The organism is Streptomyces cavernae, assembly GCF_004023625.1.
Classification (GTDB): domain Bacteria; phylum Actinomycetota; class Actinomycetes; order Streptomycetales; family Streptomycetaceae; genus Streptomyces; species Streptomyces cavernae.
In genome coordinates this window covers 271,261-286,535 of the sequence record NZ_RPDJ01000007.1, presented here as the reverse complement: position 1 = coordinate 286,535, position 15,275 = coordinate 271,261, and the positions used below count along the sequence as shown (strand labels likewise).

The window sequence follows — 15,275 nt, the reverse complement described above, 5'->3', positions numbered from 1 at the left end:
CGGTCAACCGACCACCCCACCCGGGCCGGGGTCCGGCTAACCGACCACCGAACCGTTCAGTACGATCCGCCGCGGCGCCGCGAGGACCCGTACGTCCTCGCGGGGATCCGTCTCGTACACCACGAGGTCAGCCGGAGCCCCCTCCTCCAGTCCGGGCCGTCCCAGCCACTGCCGCGCCCTCCACGCAGTGGCCGAGAGCGCGTCGACCGCCGGGATCCCCGCGGTCACCAGTTCCGCCACCTCCCCCGCCACCAGTCCGTGTGCCAGCCCGCCGCCCGCGTCCGTACCGACGTAGACCGGGATGCCCGCGTCGTACGCGGCGCGGACCGTGTCGTAGCGGCGTGCGTGGAGTCGGCGCATATGGGCCGACCAGCGGGGGAACCTGGACTCGCCGCCGGCCGCGAGGTCGGGGAACGTGGCGATGTTGACGAGGGTGGGGACGATCGCCACTCCGCGGGAGGCGAACAGGGGGATCAGGTCGTCCGTGAGGCCCGTCGCGTGTTCGATGCAGTCGATGCCCGACTCCACCAGGTCGCGGAGGGAGTCCGTGGCGAAGCAGTGTGCCGTCACCCGGGCGCCCAGGCGGTGGGCCTCCGCGATCGCCGCCTCGACCGCGTCGCGCGGCCAGCACGCGGAGAGGTCGCCGAGGTCGCGGTCGATCCAGTCGCCCACGAGTTTGACCCAGCCGTCGCCTCGTCTCGCCTCCTGGCCCACATACGCGACCAGGTCTTCCGGCTCGACCTCCCACGCGTAGTTGCGGATGTAGCGGCGGGTGCGCGCGATGTGCCGGCCCGCTCGGATGATCTTCGGGAGATCGTCGCGGTCGTCGATCCAGCGGGTGTCGGAGGGGGAACCCGCATCGCGGATCAGCAGGGTGCCCGCGTCCCGGTCCGTCAGCGCCTGCTTCTCGGCGACGTCCTCGGGAACCGCGCCGTGATGGTCGAGGCCCACGTGACAGTGGGCGTCGACGAGGCCGGGCAGCGCCCAGCCCTCGACGGTACGGATGTCCCGGGCGGAGGACGGCCGGTCGTAGGAGATCCGGCCGTCGACGACCCACAGCTCGTCATGGACCTCCTCCGGTCCGACGAGCACCCGGCCCCTCACGTGCAGCACCGCGCGTTCGCTCATACCTGGCACCTTAGGGGGTGCGGGAAAGTCCCCCTAGTGCCGGCTACTCGGTCTTGCCCGCCCGGTCCGCGGTCTCCTCCACCTCCGCTCGCGCGGGGTCCAGGAGCCGGGAGAGGAAATGGCGGGTCCGCTCGTGGCTCGGGCTGCCGATGACCTGGTCCGGCGCGCCCTGCTCGACGATGACTCCGCCGTCCATGAAGACGACCCGGTCGGCGACCTCACGGGCGAAGGTCATCTCGTGGGTGACGACCATCATCGTCATGCCCTCGTCCGCGAGCATGCGCATCACGGCCAGGACGTCGCCGACCAGTTCCGGGTCGAGGGCCGAGGTGGGCTCGTCGAAGAGCATCACCTCGGGGCCCATGGCGAGGGCCCGGGCGATCGCCACGCGCTGCTGCTGGCCGCCGGAGAGGGAGGACGGGTAGGCGTCCGCCTTCTCGGCGAGGCCCACGCGGGCGAGGTTCTCCGCGGCGACGCGGGCCGCCTCCGCCTTGTCCCGCTTCAGGACCCGGCGCTGCGGCAGGGTGAGGTTCTCGGTCACCGTCAGGTGCGGGAAGAGGTTGAACTGCTGGAAGACCATGCCGATACGGCGGCGTACGGCATCGATGTCGACGTCGGGGTCGGTGATCTCCGTGCCGCCGACGAACACCTGGCCCTTGGTGGGCTCCTCCAGGAGGTTCACACAGCGCAGGAGGGTGGACTTCCCGGAGCCCGACGGGCCGATGACGCAGACCACCTCGCCCCGGCCGATCTCCAGGTCGATGCCGCGCAGCACCTCGTTGTCGCCGAAGGACTTGTGCAGGTCCTTGGTCTGGATCTCCGGCCGGGTCATTTCGTGGCCTCCCCTGCCTTGGCCTCGAGACGGCGTACGACGAATCCGAGCGGGACCGTGACCAGGAGGTAGCACAGGCCCGCCACCAGGATGGGGGTGGAGTTGGCGGTCTGGCTGGCCAGGTCGCGGCCGAACTTCGCCAGTTCGCGTTCCTCCAGGGTGACGCCGAGGAACAGCACGAGTGAGGAGTCCTTGAACAGCAGGACCAACTCGTTGGTGAGCGGCGGGATCACGATGCGGAACGCCTGCGGGATGATGATCGAGACCATGGCCCGGGCGTGCGAGAACCCGAGTGAACGCGCCGCCTCCATCTGCCCCTTGGGCACGGCCTGGATGCCCGCGCGGATCGTCTCGGCCATGTACGCGGCCGAAACCAGGCCGAGCGCCAGGGCGACCTTGCCGTAGGTGCCGCCGGGGATCTCGGTGCCCGGGAAGGCGAGCGGTACGGCGACGCCGACGAAGATGAAGATCAGCAGGGCGGGCAGTCCGCGGAAGATCTCGATGTAGATCCCGGCGACCCAGCGGTACGGGCCCACGGACGACAGCCGCATCAGCGCGACGACCATGCCGAGCACGAGCCCGAAGACGAAACCGGACACCGTGTAGAGCACGGTGTTCTTCAGCGCCAGGGTGATGATCTCCGGGAACATCCGCTCGGCCAGGTCGGCCTGGGCGAACTGGTTCTGCAGCCGGTCCCAGTCCGCCGTGACCGCGAGGGCGGCCACGGCGGCGACGAAAACGGCGTACTGGACGCCTCGCGAGACCGCTGTCTTCTGACGGCGGGTCAAGCCCTGCTTACGCACTGGTACTTGTGTGCCCGGCTCCGATGTACCCGTGTCCGATGTGCCGGTGCCGGTCATGACGCCGACGGGGAGGCCGCGGATCCACCTGTCGCCGCGGACTCGTCGTACGGGCCGATCCACTTCTCGTACAGCTTCTTGTACGTGCCGTCGGTCTTGGCCTCCGTGAGCGCCTTGTTGATGGCGTCGCGGAGCGGGGTGTTGCCCTTCTTCACCGAGAAGCCGTACTGCTCACCGGTGTTGAGGTTGTCGAGGATCTTGAAGGCGTCGGCGTTGGCCTTGTCCTTCAGCCAGCCCTGGACGACCGGGTAGTCGATGACGACGGCCTGGACCTGGCCGGTGCGCAGTCCGTTGAGGACCGCGTCGGAGGACTCGAAGGAGACCGGGTTCAGGCCCTTGCCCCGGGCGTACTCCTCGCCGGTGGTCTCGGCCTGGGCGCCCAGCTTCTTGCCCTTGGTGTCGGCGAGGGACCCGATCCCGCTCTTCTTGTCGACGAGGACGGCCTGGGTGGCCTCGAAGTACGGGTCGGAGAAGTCGACGTTCTTCTTGCGCTCGTCGGTGATCGTCATGCCGGCCGCGGCGAGGTCGCAGTCGCCGGAGTTGAGGAACGCGCCGGTCTTGAAGTTCTCGAAGGGCGTGTCCAGGATCTCCTGCTTCACCCCGAGGTCCTGCGCCACCAGGTCGATGAGCGCGACGTCGAAGCCCTGCACCTTGCCGTCGATCTCCGACTGGAACGGCGGGTACGGCAGATGGGTGCAGGTGGTCAGCTGACCGCCCTTGGCCAGGGTGACCCCCTTGACGGTGGTCGGACCGCCGCCGTCGTCCGAGGAGCAGCCGGCCACGAGCAGCAGTCCGGCCGTCGCGGCGGCGGCTGTGGCGACTCTGGCGACCAGGGATCGCCTCGGGCGGCCGAGGGCGGTGTTCACGGGGACCTCCAGGAAGGGGACGAAGGGTTCCGATTATAAGGAAGGCTTGGGGGCCCTCAAATAATTCCCATGGTCATCAGACTCCATGACCTGCGACTTATCGGTACGGGTCGTGCGGTTACGCTCGAAGATGGCCAGCATGCACATGCCGACCACGGTTTTCGCCTCCCCCTCCCTACCCAATGAGCGAAGAGAGCACCCCGTGACGCATCCTTTTCTGGATCTGGCCCCGTTGAGCGCCGAGCGGTTCGCCGCGATCGAGGACCGGGTGGCGCGGCTGCTCGCCACCGAGCAGGACGTGGTGGTGATGCAGGGTGAGGCGCTACTGCCGCTGGAGGGCGCCATCCGCGCGACGGCGGGGCCCGGGACCACGGCGCTGAACGTGATCACCGGGCCGTACGGGCAGACGTTCGGCGACTGGCTGAGGGACTGCGGGGCGCGGGTGATCGATCTCGCGGTGCCGTTCCACACGGCGGTGACGGCCGATCAGATCCGGGAGACCTTCGCCGCGCACCCCGAGATCGACTTCGTCTCGCTGGTCCACGCGGAGGCCGCGACGGGGAACACCAATCCCGTCGCCGCGATCGCGGACGTGGTGCGGGACCACGGCGCGCTGCTCTACCTGGACGCCGTCGCGTCGATCGCGGCCGAGCCGGTGCTCACGGACGCGTGGGGCGTCGACCTGTGCGTGATCGGGGCGCAGAAGGCGATGGGCGGTCCGGCCGGGGTGTCCGCCGTCTCGGTCAGTGAGCGGGCATGGGCGCGGATGGCCGCGAACCCCTCGGCGCCGCGGCGCTCGTACCTCTCGCTGCTGGACTGGAAGGAGCGGTGGATCGACGGGGGCCGCAAGGTGCTGCCGCACGCTCCGGCGCAGTTGGAGATGCTGGCACTGGAGGCGTGTGTGGAGCGGATCGAGACCGTGGGCCTCGCCGCCGTGATGAACCGTCACACCACGGCCGCCCGGGCGGTCCGAGCGGGCGTACGGGCGCACGGCGGGGGGCTCCAGCCGTTCGTGCGTGGGGCCCGGAACGCCGCCCCCGTCGCCACGACCCTGCGCACACCCGCCGGGGTGAACGCCGCCGAACTGGTCGCGTCGGCACTGGCCCGCGACCCGGCGCTCCCGCTGGCCGCGGGTGGGGGCGCGCTCGCCGCCGAGATGATCCGGGTGAACCACTACGGAACGGACGCGAACCGGGATGTGGTGCACGCGAGCGTCACCGCCCTGGTCCGGGCCCTCGCCGAGGGCGGAGCGCCGGTGGATCCGGAGGCGGCCGGGCGAGCGGTGGACAAGGCCTGGGGATGATCCGGAACACGCAAAGTCATCACGAATTACGATCCACTCGGGCGGCCATTTTCCAATAGTTATTCCAATGCAGCTTCCCGTCTCCTTCTGCCCCGTTTTCGTTTACCTAAACGCAAAGATTTCGCGAACGCCGCCGGGCGGGATTCGGGCAGGTTTCGTGACGGTCAAGAGCTTGTGACACACTCCACAAGTGTCCGTTTTCTGCGATATTTACCGGCCAAACCGGGGCGTTTCCTCGTCAGTTCACGCGGACGCACGCGCCCGCGCGATAACACATCGACCCGCGGTAAGTAACCCCGACCGACGATGCATTTTTAAATTTCCCTCGGTAAATTGAATCCGCATGACCGCTGCACAAGCAGACCCGCAAGCTGAATTCTCCGGAATGCCTGAAGGACTACGGATCGACCGTCCCGAGGTGGCCGACGGGGCCGCCTTGTGGCGTATCGCCAGGGACTCGGAAACCCTCGACCTCAACTCCTCGTACAGCTACCTGCTGTGGTGCCGTGACTTCGCCGGCACCACGGCGGTGGCACGCGACGCGAGCGGTGAGCCGGTCGGTTTCATCACGGCGTACGTCCGGCCGGAGCGCCCCCGCACGCTCCTGGTCTGGCAGGTGGCCGTCGACGCGGCGCAGCGCGGCCGGGGTCTGGCCGGCGCACTGCTCGAAGGGCTGACCGCGCGGGTCGCGAACGAGCGCGGGCTGGCCGCGATCGAGACCACCATCACACCCGGAAACACCGCCTCCGAGCGCCTGTTCACCTCGTACGCCGAACGTCACGGTGCACAGGTGCAGCAGGAGGTCCTGTTCGGCACGGGGCTGTTCCCCGACGGGTCGCACGCGCCCGAGGTGCTGTACCGCATCGGGCCGTTGTCGTTCTGACCCCGCCACGGCCCACCCCCGCCACGCCCCCCAGTCCCAACGCCTCCCCACCCCCCACGCCTCGAGGAGCAATGCCATGACCATCACCCAGCCCGACCTGAGCGTCTTCGAGACCCTGGAGTCCGAGGTCCGCAGCTACTGCCGCAGCTGGCCCACCGTCTTCGACCGGGCGCAGGGCAGCACCATGTACGACGAGGACGGCCATGCGTACCTCGACTTCTTCGCCGGTGCCGGATCACTCAACTACGGTCACAACAACCCGGTACTCAAACGGGCTCTGATCGACTATCTGGAACGTGACGGCGTCACCCACGGCCTCGACATGTCGACGACCGCCAAGCGCGCCTTCCTGGAGTCGTTCCAGAACCTGGTCCTGCGCCCGCGCGATCTGCCGTACAAGGTGATGTTCCCGGGCCCGACCGGCACCAACGCCGTGGAGTCCGCGCTGAAACTGGCCCGTAAGGTCAAGGGCCGGGAGGCGATCGTCTCCTTCACCAACGCCTTCCACGGGATGTCGCTCGGCTCGCTCGCCGTGACCGGCAACGCCTTCAAGCGGGCCGGGGCGGGCATCCCGCTCGTGCACGGCACGCCGATGCCGTTCGACAACTACTTCGACGGCAAGGTCGAGGACTTCCTGTGGTTCGAGCGGCTGCTGGAGGACCAGGGTTCCGGACTCAACAAGCCCGCAGCGGTGATCGTCGAGACCGTCCAGGGCGAGGGCGGCATCAACGTGGCCCGCACCGAGTGGCTGCGCGCCCTGCAGGACCTGTGCCTGCGGCAGGACATGCTCCTGATCGTCGACGACATCCAGATGGGCTGCGGACGCACCGGCGCGTTCTTCTCCTTCGAGGAGGCGGGGATCGTGCCCGACATCGTCACCGTCTCCAAGTCCATCAGCGGCTACGGACTGCCCATGTCGCTGTGCCTGTTCAAGCCCGAGCTGGACATCTGGGAGCCGGGCGAGCACAACGGCACCTTCCGCGGCAACAACCCCGCTTTCGTCACCGCCGCCGCGGCCCTGCAGACGTACTGGTCCGACGGGCCCGCCATGGAGAAGCAGACCCGTAAGCGCGGCGAGCAGATCGAGCAGACGCTGATCGGCATCACCGAGGAGAACCGCGCCGACGTCAAGGAGTACCGGGGCCGCGGGCTCGTCTGGGGCGTGGAGTTCCACGACAAGCAGCGTGCGGGCCGGGTCGCCGCGCGCGCCTTCGACCTCGGGCTGCTGGTGGAGACCTCCGGCCCGGAGAGCGAGGTCGTCAAGCTGCTCCCCGCGCTGACGATCACCCCCGAGGAGCTGGACGAGGGACTGCGCATCCTCGCCCGCGCCGTCCGTGAGACGGCCTGACCCGTTGCGACACGACCCACACGAGAGAAGAAAGAGGCAGGCGGCACCGTGATTGTCCGTTCGTTCAAGGAGCTTGAGGGCACCGACCGGCATGTGAAGGCCGCGTCGGGCACGTGGGAGAGCAAACGCATCGTCCTCGCCAAGGAGCGGGTCGGCTTCTCGCTGCACGAGACGATCCTGTACGCGGGAACGGAGACGTCGATGTGGTACGCGAACCACATCGAGGCCGTCGTGTGCGTCGAGGGCGAGGCCGAGCTCACCGACGACGAGACCGGACAGAAGTACACGATCACGCCGGGCACCATGTACCTCCTCGACGGGCACGAGAGGCACACGATGCGGATCAGGGAGGACTTCCGCTGCATCTGCGTCTTCAACCCGCCCGTGACCGGACGGGAGGACCACGACGAGAACGGCGTCTACCCCCTGCTCACCGAACCCGAGGAGGTCTGAAGTCCATGACCACGATCACCAGCACGACCGTGGGCTCGCATCCCGTCGCCGACCTGTACCCGACCCGCGGCGCCACCGAGGTGGCGGTCCCCCGTCAGGACCCGGTCGTCTGGGGTGCGCCGGACGCTCCCGGGCCGATCACGACGGGTGACCTCCAGGCGTTCGAGCGCGACGGCTTCCTCGCCGTCCCGCAGCTCATCGACGACGACGAAGTGGCGCTGTACCACGACGAGTTGGAGCGGCTCATCAACGACCCGGCGGTGCGCGCCGACGAACGCTCCATCATCGAGCCGCAGTCGCAGGAGATCCGCTCGGTCTTCGAGGTGCACCGGATCAGCGAGGTCTTCGCCCGGCTCGTGCGCGACGAGCGGGTGGTGGGCCGGGCCCGGCAGATCCTCGGCTCGGACGTGTACGTCCACCAGTCGCGCATCAACGTCAAGCCGGGCTTCGGGGCTTCCGGCTTCTACTGGCACTCGGACTTCGAGACCTGGCACGCCGAGGACGGGCTGCCGAACATGCGGACCGTGTCGGTGTCGATCGCGCTCACCGAGAACTTCGACACCAACGGCGGGCTGATGATCATGCCCGGTTCGCACCGGACGTTCCTCGGCTGTGCGGGCGCCACGCCCAAGGACAACTACAAGAAGTCGCTGCAGATGCAGGACGCGGGCACACCGTCGGACGAGGCGCTGACCAAGTTCGCGGACCTGCACGGCATCAGGCTCTTCACCGGCAGGGCCGGTTCGGCGACCTGGTTCGACTGCAACTGCATGCACGGCTCCGGGGACAACATCACCCCCTATCCGCGCAGCAACGTCTTCATCGTGTTCAACAGCGTGGAGAACGCGGCGGTCGAGCCGTTCGCCGCACCCGTGCGGCGACCGGAGTTCATCGGGGCCCGGGACTTCACACCCGTGCGGTGAGACAACTTCCCGGCTGACCAGGCCAGAACTCAGCCGCGAGCTGGGCCGTGACGTGCCGGAGGACCACACGTCCTCCGGCACATGGCCCGGCATCTCGGCGCCCGTGAAGCAGTCGGACCCGCCTCGCCTCGCCTCCGTACGGCGGGGCGGCGCGGGGGGGGGGCCCCCGCCCCCCGGCCCCCCCCCCCCCCCCCCCCCCCCCCCCGGAGGCGAGGCGAGGCGGGTCCGACTGCTCAGGCCCTGGCCCGCCGGGTCAGAGGGATGCCAGCCAGGCCGCCGTGTCGATGGGGTGGCCGAAGCGGAGGGTGTCGAGATGGGCGAAGCGGGGATCGTCGACACGGCGCCTGACTTCGCGGCGGCGGACCCCGTGTTGGGACCAGGCCCACCAGGCCGGGTGTTCCCGGCTCAGCCAGCCCGTCCAGGTTTCCCTGTTGCCGCCGAAAATCAGCTCGCGTGTGACGGTTCGCCGGACGGACCGGCGCAGTACGCGGGGCATGATGACGCGTTTGGGATAGTCCAGCCAAAGCACGGTGTCGGCCCGGTCCCACAACAGGTCACGGACTTCCGGATAGCCGAGAGAGTCGATGATCCAGCGCGGCTCGGCGGTGAGCGTCGACACGTCTTCGGTCAACTTGCTGTTGGTGGCCCAGTTGGGGCCGTTGAAGTACAGCGCGTCCATCTCGTGGTAGGGCAGGCCCAGACGACTGCTCAATGTTTGGGCGAGCGTGGATTTGCCCGCACCGGTGACACCCACCACCAAGATCCGTTCCACGGGTGCACCCTATCCCGGCGCCCGGTGAGGAACGCTCCCGCGCTCCTCACCAGCCACCACCGACTCGCCGAATGCAACGATGCTAGGCCCTTCTGATGGATCTCCGCGGAGACAGGAGCGGCGTCATGGGGGTCCCCCTGCTCGAGCGAAGCCGAGAGCTTGGGGGAGTGCGTGCCGGGCGTCGCGACGCCGCGGAGATCCATCAGAGGGGCCCTAGAGCCACGACAGTGAGGCCGCGCGTTCCAGGACGTTCCGTACGGCCAGTTCGTCGCCGGTGGCCGTCCGGGGGATCGCCCCGGGGTCGTGGCGGCCGCCCACCAGCAGGCAGAAGTCGACCGGACCCAGGGCGAGTTCGGCGCGGACGGGCTCGTGCTCCGAGCCCAGGACCCACTGGTCGTCCCGGCCGGCGCCGGTCACCGTGAACCGGACGGAGGGCGCCGTGGGGCCGAGGGCCAGACCGAGGATGCGTACGGCGAGCCGGATCAGCTGCCACAGATGCGGGTCGGGCGGCGGGGGCACGGCGCGCCCCAGCGCCCGGCCGATGTCGTCGGTGTGGATCCAGACCTCGAAGGCCCGCACCAGGAAGTGGTCGGCGATCGGCAGCCGCAGCCCCATCAACGTCGTGGCCCGGGCGGCGAGTCCGGGATCGTGCGCCTCGGGAGAGGCGAGCAGCGACGCGGCCTGCGCCCGCCACGCGGCGAGGGTCCGGTCCGGTGTCCGCGCCCTCTCATGCGCGATCACGTCCGCTGTGCGCACGGCCCAGGCGTCGACCCAGGGCAGGTCCGCGGGGATGCGCGAGTCCGGCACCCGTGTGTTCAGTCCGAGCCGCCGCACCAACGGCTCGTCGGCGGCGAGCAGATGGGCGACGGTGCCGTGCACGTCCCAGTCGTGCACGACGGGGGTGCCCCAGGCCCCGCCGTCTCCGTCCAATTCCGCGAGCAGCGCCTGGAGTCCGGCGACGGCCCCCGCGTAGGGGGCGGCGTGGTCGGCGACCCGGGCGGCGGCGGGGCGGGCGCGCAGGGCGAGGGCGAGAACGCCGCCGGGTTCGGCCTGCCCGTTCGGTGAGGGGCCGGTCCGGCCCACTCCGTTGCGCTCGGCGCGGGTGTTCCTCTGGGCGCGCGTGTTCCGCTCGGTGGCGGCCGCTGCGGTCGCCTCCGCGGTCGTCTCCGTGGGCGCCTCTGCTGCCGCCCGGGGCGTCGGCATGCCGTGGTGCGTGCCGTGGTGCGTGCCGTTCAGCAGGCGCACCGTCTCGCGCAGCCGTTCCGCCTCCGTGGCGCACTGTTCGCACTGCGCCAGGTGCGGCGGCACCGTCTTCTCGTCGGCCGGCGGGAGAGCGCCGACGGCCCAGGCCGCCAGCAGGTCACGTACGCCGTCGTGTTCCGTGCTCATCGCGCGCCCCCTTCCCTGACCCTGGTGTCCATCTTCCAGACCCTGTCGCCCATCACGCGCCCCTTTCCAGCGCGGGGTCGGGTGGGTCCTCGGCCAAGTACTCGGCCAGCTTGCGTAACGCCGAGCGGAGCCGGGTCTTGGCGGTGCCCTCGGGGATGCCGAGTTCGACGGCGGCCTGCCGGTAGGTGCGGCCGGCGAAGTAGGCGAGGTGGACCACCTCCCGCTGCGGCTGCGGGAGTTCGGCGAGCGCGGTGTGCAGCAGCAGCGAGCGCTCGCGGTCCACCAGCGCCTCGTCGGGGCCCGGGCCGGTGTCGGGTATCGCGAGCAGCACGGCGTCGTCCGTGCCAGCCTTGCGGTGCCGGGCCTCGCTGCGCACCCAGTCCACGGACCGCCGGTGGGCGAGCATGGAGAGCCAGGTGCGCAGGGAGCCGCGGCGTGTGTCGAAGGCGTAGGGCCGGCTCCACAAGTGGGCGAAGACCTCCTGTGCCACGTCCTCCGCGGCGGCCGTGCTGTTGGTGACGCGTACGGCGACACGCCGGACGAGTCCGCCGTACGCGGCATAGGCCTCGGTCAGGGCGGACTCGTCCCCGTACACCAGCCGACGGTGCAGTTCCGCGTCTGCGGACGGCTTGACGGACGGGCCGGAGATACCAGATCCATCAGATATTCCGAGCACACCGGACACACCAGATGCGTCGGACGTGTCGGATACACCGGACACACCGGACCCGTCTGCCTGGTCGGCCATTGACTCCACGGACACCACCACCTCGTGGTGCCCTTCCTATAGCGCCATCGGTTTTCGCGCCAGTGGGCACCCGGAGCACTCAGCCGGCCAGCGCCTCCAGCAGGCGGTCCACGTCCGCGGCCGTGTTGTACAAGTGGAACGAGGCCCTCAGACGGCCCGCGCGGTTCGAGACCTCGATCCCGGCACGGCTCAACTCAGGCTGCCGGGCGCCGAGTCCGGGCACCGACACGATGGCTGAGCCCGGGGCCGGGACGGGCTCGTGTCCGAGTGAGGCCAGCCCGGCGCGGAAGCGGTCGGCGAGGCCGAGGTCGTGGGCGCGTACGGCGTCGACGCCCAACGTTTCCAGGAGTTCGAGGGAGTGGCGGGCTCCCGCGTAGGAGAACAGGCTGGGTGATTCGTCGAACCGGCGGGCGGATCGGGCGAGTTCCTCGACCGGGCCGTAGCAGCTGTCCCAGGGGTGCTCCCCAGCGGCCCAGCCCGCGAAGACCGGCGTGAGCGCGCCGAGGTCCTCCGGTGTGACGAGGAAGGCCACGCCGCGCGGGCAGAACTGCCACTTGTAGGCGACGGACGACACGTAGTCGTACGCGTCCGCATCCAGGTCCAGCCATCCGGCGGCCTGGGACGCGTCGATGTAGGTACGGGCACCGTGGGCACGGGCCGCGTCGCGGATCGCGGGCAGATCGGCGATCCGTCCGTCGGCCGACTGCGCGGCGCTGACCGCGATCAGCCGAGTGCCGGGGCGCACGGACTCGGCCAGGCGTTCCAGCGGCACGGAGCGCACCTTGAGGTCGGAACGCATGTGGAAGGGGTTGACCAGGGAGCTGAAGTCGTCCTCCGCGGTGAGGACTTCAGCGCCCTCGGGCAGCGAGGTGGCGATCAGCCCGGAGTAGACGGCGACGGAGGCCCCGGCCGCCACCCGGCGGTCCGGGACCCTCATCAGCCGGGCGAAGGCGGCACGGGCGGCCTCCACGTCCGCGAACAGGTCCTGCGGCGCGCCCTCCGCCACGGACTCCACGGCGGCGCGCATCGCGGTCACCGTGCGGGCCGGGAGGAGCCCGGTACTGGCGGTGTTCAGATAGACGGTCTTCGGTGCGAACTCGGCGCTGACGAGCGCTTCGAAGGTCTCCATGCACTCCACTGTGGGGCCCCGGGGACCCCCCGTCCATTGCGGACTTCTACGTGGTTTCTCCAAGCAACGCTTATGGAACCCCCCTGACGTGCGCCTTCGCGTCCGCACCTACGCCAGCACCTCGGCCCGTGTCCGCGGAACCGCGGCCTGTGCCCTCAGCGCTGGGGGACCTCGCAGCCGTCCGGTCCGCACGCCTCGGCCTCGGCGGTGTCGCCGGACTGCTGCACGGGAATCAGCGGGGAACGGTTGCCCCAGGCCTGTTCCAGCGCCTGGGTGAAGACCTCGGCGGGCTGGGCGCCGGAGACGCCGTACTTGCGGTCGAGTACGAAGAAGGGGACGCCGTTCGCGCCCAGCTCGGCGGCCTCGCGCTCGTCGGCGCGGACGTCGGCGGCGTACCGCTCGGGGTCGGCGAGCACCGCGCGGGCCTCGTCCGCGTCCAGACCGGCCTCGGCGGCCAGCGCCACGAGGCGTTCGTCGCCCTCGAAGAGGGATTCCTCCTCGGCGAAGTTGGCCCGGTACAGGATCTGGATCAGCTCGTCCTGCCTGCCCTGCTCCTTGGCGAAGTGCAGCAGGCGGTGCATGTCGAAGGTGCTGCCGTGGTCGCGGCCCTCGGTGCGGTAGGCGAGGCCCTCCGCGGCGGCCTGCTTGCCGAGGTTGTGCTCGCCGGCCTGCGCCTGGGCCTCGCTCATGCCGTACTTCCTGGACAGCATGGTCAGGACGAGTTCGTTGTCGCCCTTCTTCCGGTTCGGGTCGAGCTCGAAGGAGCGGTGCACCACCTCGACCCCGTCACTGTGCGGGAAGGCGGCGAGCGCCTTCTCGAACCGGGCCTTGCCCACATAGCACCAGGGGCAGGCGATGTCGCTCCAGATCTCGACGCGCATGGTGTCGACTCTCTCCAGGTCGTACGGGTACGGAGACGCCCTCCGCTGGTGTGTGAACCTTCAAGCGGCTTGGTTCATTCCCCGGGCACGGCGTACCTGAGGAACAGGTGGTGGTCCCCCGGGGCGCAGGGGTGCTCCGGATCCGGGACCCAGCCGTGGCGGGTGTAGAAGGCCTGGGCACGGCGGTTGCCGACGTGGACGTCGAGGACGGCCGTCTTCTTGCCGTCGGCCTGCCACTCCTCCACACAGGCCGCGTGCAGCTCGGCGCCGATGCCGGAACGCCAGTGGTCGGGGTCGACGTGGAACTGGAAGAGCTTGACCGCCTCGGTGGGGCTGCCTTCGGGGGTGCGGAAGGAGGCCACGGCGACGATCCGGCCCTGGCTGACGCTGCACAGCACATGTCCGTCCGGCCGCTCGATGGCCGACCGCCAGGCGGCGAGCCAGTCGGTGCCGTCCTGGGGGATGCCGTCCGGGTAGTACGTGGCCCGGGATCGGGTGTGCAGGGCGGTGATGACGGGGGCTTCGGAGGGCAGGGCGGTGCGAATGATCCGTTGTTCCGGGCCGGGTTTTCTGATCATGTGGCGGAGGACGCGCCGATGCCCCCCACGGTTCCTCACCCCTACCGCGTCACCCTTCCCTCCCCCAAGCCGGGCTGGGGCAGGCGCGCCCCTCCAGGGACACGGGGAACTGCGCGACCAGCCACACCCCACCCGCACCCGACGCAGTCACCCCCGGGGCAGCCCGGGATTCGCGGGAGGACACGGTCCCTGGGGGCAGGCGCGCCCCTCCAGGGGCGCGGGGAACTGCGCGACCAGCCACATCCCACCCGCACCCGACCGAGTCACCCCCGGGGCAGCCCGGGATTCGCGGGGGTCTGGGGGCGGCAGCCCCCAAGGAGCGGAGAGTCAGCGGGGACGAAGGGGCGGCAGCCCCTGGGGGAAGGGAAGGGTAAGGGCGGCGGGGGCGAAGAACCCTCCGGCGCACCCACCCGCTCAGGTGCCGTCCCGCAACCCCTCCGGCCAGGAGTCCCGGAACTCGATGTGGTCGAAGGTCGTCACACAGCCCTCACCCACCGGGGACTGCGCGAGGAACCCCACCAGCGCCGCCGACGTCTCCTTCTCGTCGCCCAGCGTGAACAGCCGAATGAAGATCCACTTCTTGCCGTCACGGGAGGCGTGGAAGGCGATCGCACGGCCCGTGCGGCTGACCCTGAGCCATACCGAAGTGCCGTCCACGGTGAAGGAGTTGGCGTCGTCCGAGTGACCCCGGGTGACGACCGTGCAGACGGTGGGCACGTCCGGCGAGTTCTCCAGGCAGAACTTCGCCCAGGCCCGCTCCCCCACGTGGACGTACAGCGCCCCGGCGTCGAAGGCCGCGCCGAACCCCACGGTGACACGGGCGATCAGCTGGAAGTCCCCCTCCGGGGCCCCGAGGAGCCGGGGCGCGTCGGAGGCGGGGTCCAGGGCCTCACCCGTGGGCGGTACGAAACGGTCCTGCCGCGCGCCCGCCCAGACGGTGAGCACCCCGTCCTCGTAGGACCAGTGCCCGTCGGGACCGTATGTGCGGAGCGGGAAGGGGAGTTCGGGAAGGGTCACATCCATGGCGGAAGTGTCCCAGGTCCGGCCCCGATCGAGTCGACCGGGCCCGGGTCCTGTGTCAGGCCGGAATCGAGTCAACTGACCCCCGGTCCACGGCCCGGCGGAATCGAATCGACCCAGCCCGGATCCAAGGCCCGGCCGGAGCCATGCCGACCGGGCCCG

At 70.1% G+C, this 15,275-nt stretch carries 16 protein-coding genes; 5 read left to right on the top strand and 11 right to left on the bottom strand.

Going from position 1 to position 15,275, the window contains the following annotated elements; translation table 11 throughout:
- Positions 1-36: 36 nt before the first annotated feature.
- From EF387_RS19760 to EF387_RS19745, 4 genes are read right to left on the bottom strand one after another with little or no spacing between them, the layout of a single operon-like run.
- A complete protein-coding gene (locus EF387_RS19760; protein ID WP_128377899.1) occupies positions 37-1,128 on the bottom strand; it encodes an amidohydrolase family protein in 1,092 nt (363 codons plus the stop codon).
- Positions 1,129-1,171: 43 nt separating this feature from the next.
- Positions 1,172-1,960, bottom strand: a complete 789-nt coding sequence (locus EF387_RS19755) for an amino acid ABC transporter ATP-binding protein (RefSeq protein WP_128377898.1) — start codon at positions 1,958-1,960, stop codon at positions 1,172-1,174.
- A complete protein-coding gene (locus EF387_RS19750; protein ID WP_420802597.1) occupies positions 1,957-2,883 on the bottom strand; it encodes an amino acid ABC transporter permease in 927 nt (308 codons plus the stop codon). Before EF387_RS19750 ends, EF387_RS19755 begins: the two co-directional genes overlap by 4 nt.
- The gene (locus EF387_RS19745) at positions 2,817-3,686 is read right to left on the bottom strand and encodes a basic amino acid ABC transporter substrate-binding protein (protein WP_128377896.1); all 870 of its coding nucleotides are present in this window, start codon (positions 3,684-3,686) and stop codon (positions 2,817-2,819) included. Before EF387_RS19745 ends, EF387_RS19750 begins: the two co-directional genes overlap by 67 nt.
- Positions 3,687-3,888: 202 nt before the next feature.
- Between EF387_RS19745 and EF387_RS19740 the strand changes: the two genes are divergently transcribed.
- The 5 genes from EF387_RS19740 (at position 3,889) to thpD (ending at position 8,596) form a co-directional block, all read left to right on the top strand.
- Complete coding sequence (locus EF387_RS19740; RefSeq protein ID WP_128377895.1) at positions 3,889-4,989, top strand: pyridoxal-phosphate-dependent aminotransferase family protein; 1,101 nt, start codon at positions 3,889-3,891, stop codon at positions 4,987-4,989.
- A 343-nt stretch (positions 4,990-5,332) separates the two neighbouring features.
- A complete protein-coding gene (ectA, locus tag EF387_RS19735; protein WP_128377894.1) occupies positions 5,333-5,872 on the top strand; it encodes a diaminobutyrate acetyltransferase in 540 nt (179 codons plus the stop codon).
- A 76-nt stretch (positions 5,873-5,948) separates the two neighbouring features.
- A complete protein-coding gene (gene ectB / locus EF387_RS19730) occupies positions 5,949-7,220 on the top strand; it encodes a diaminobutyrate--2-oxoglutarate transaminase (RefSeq protein WP_128377893.1) in 1,272 nt (423 codons plus the stop codon).
- Between the two features lie 48 nt (positions 7,221-7,268).
- A complete protein-coding gene (locus EF387_RS19725; RefSeq protein WP_128377892.1) occupies positions 7,269-7,673 on the top strand; it encodes an ectoine synthase in 405 nt (134 codons plus the stop codon).
- 5 nt (positions 7,674-7,678) lie between these two features.
- Complete coding sequence (gene thpD, locus EF387_RS19720; protein ID WP_128377891.1) at positions 7,679-8,596, top strand: ectoine hydroxylase; 918 nt, start codon at positions 7,679-7,681, stop codon at positions 8,594-8,596.
- Between the two features lie 253 nt (positions 8,597-8,849).
- Here the strand turns inward: thpD and EF387_RS19715 are convergent, their stop codons facing one another.
- From EF387_RS19715 to EF387_RS19685, 7 genes are all read right to left on the bottom strand, one after another.
- Positions 8,850-9,368, bottom strand: a complete 519-nt coding sequence (locus EF387_RS19715) for a P-loop NTPase family protein (protein WP_128377890.1) — start codon at positions 9,366-9,368, stop codon at positions 8,850-8,852.
- 213 nt (positions 9,369-9,581) lie between these two features.
- Positions 9,582-10,757, bottom strand: a complete 1,176-nt coding sequence (locus EF387_RS19710; protein ID WP_128377889.1) for a maleylpyruvate isomerase family mycothiol-dependent enzyme — start codon at positions 10,755-10,757, stop codon at positions 9,582-9,584.
- A gap of 52 nt (positions 10,758-10,809) precedes the next feature.
- Positions 10,810-11,505 carry an RNA polymerase sigma factor gene (locus EF387_RS19705; RefSeq protein WP_128377888.1) on the bottom strand — a complete coding sequence of 232 codons (696 nt, stop codon included), beginning with the start codon at positions 11,503-11,505 and terminating at the stop codon, positions 10,810-10,812.
- A 79-nt stretch (positions 11,506-11,584) separates the two neighbouring features.
- Positions 11,585-12,634, bottom strand: coding sequence for an aminotransferase class V-fold PLP-dependent enzyme (locus EF387_RS19700; protein ID WP_128377887.1), 1,050 nt, complete (start codon positions 12,632-12,634; stop codon positions 11,585-11,587).
- A 155-nt stretch (positions 12,635-12,789) separates the two neighbouring features.
- On the bottom strand, positions 12,790-13,515 hold the full coding sequence (locus tag EF387_RS19695) for a DsbA family oxidoreductase (RefSeq protein WP_128377886.1): 726 nt from the start codon (positions 13,513-13,515) through the stop codon (positions 12,790-12,792).
- A gap of 74 nt (positions 13,516-13,589) precedes the next feature.
- Positions 13,590-14,093, bottom strand: a complete 504-nt coding sequence (locus EF387_RS19690; RefSeq protein ID WP_202918316.1) for a GNAT family N-acetyltransferase — start codon at positions 14,091-14,093, stop codon at positions 13,590-13,592.
- 414 nt (positions 14,094-14,507) lie between these two features.
- Positions 14,508-15,116 carry a DUF1349 domain-containing protein gene (locus EF387_RS19685; RefSeq protein ID WP_128377885.1) on the bottom strand — a complete coding sequence of 203 codons (609 nt, stop codon included), beginning with the start codon at positions 15,114-15,116 and terminating at the stop codon, positions 14,508-14,510.
- Positions 15,117-15,275: the final 159 nt, after the last annotated feature.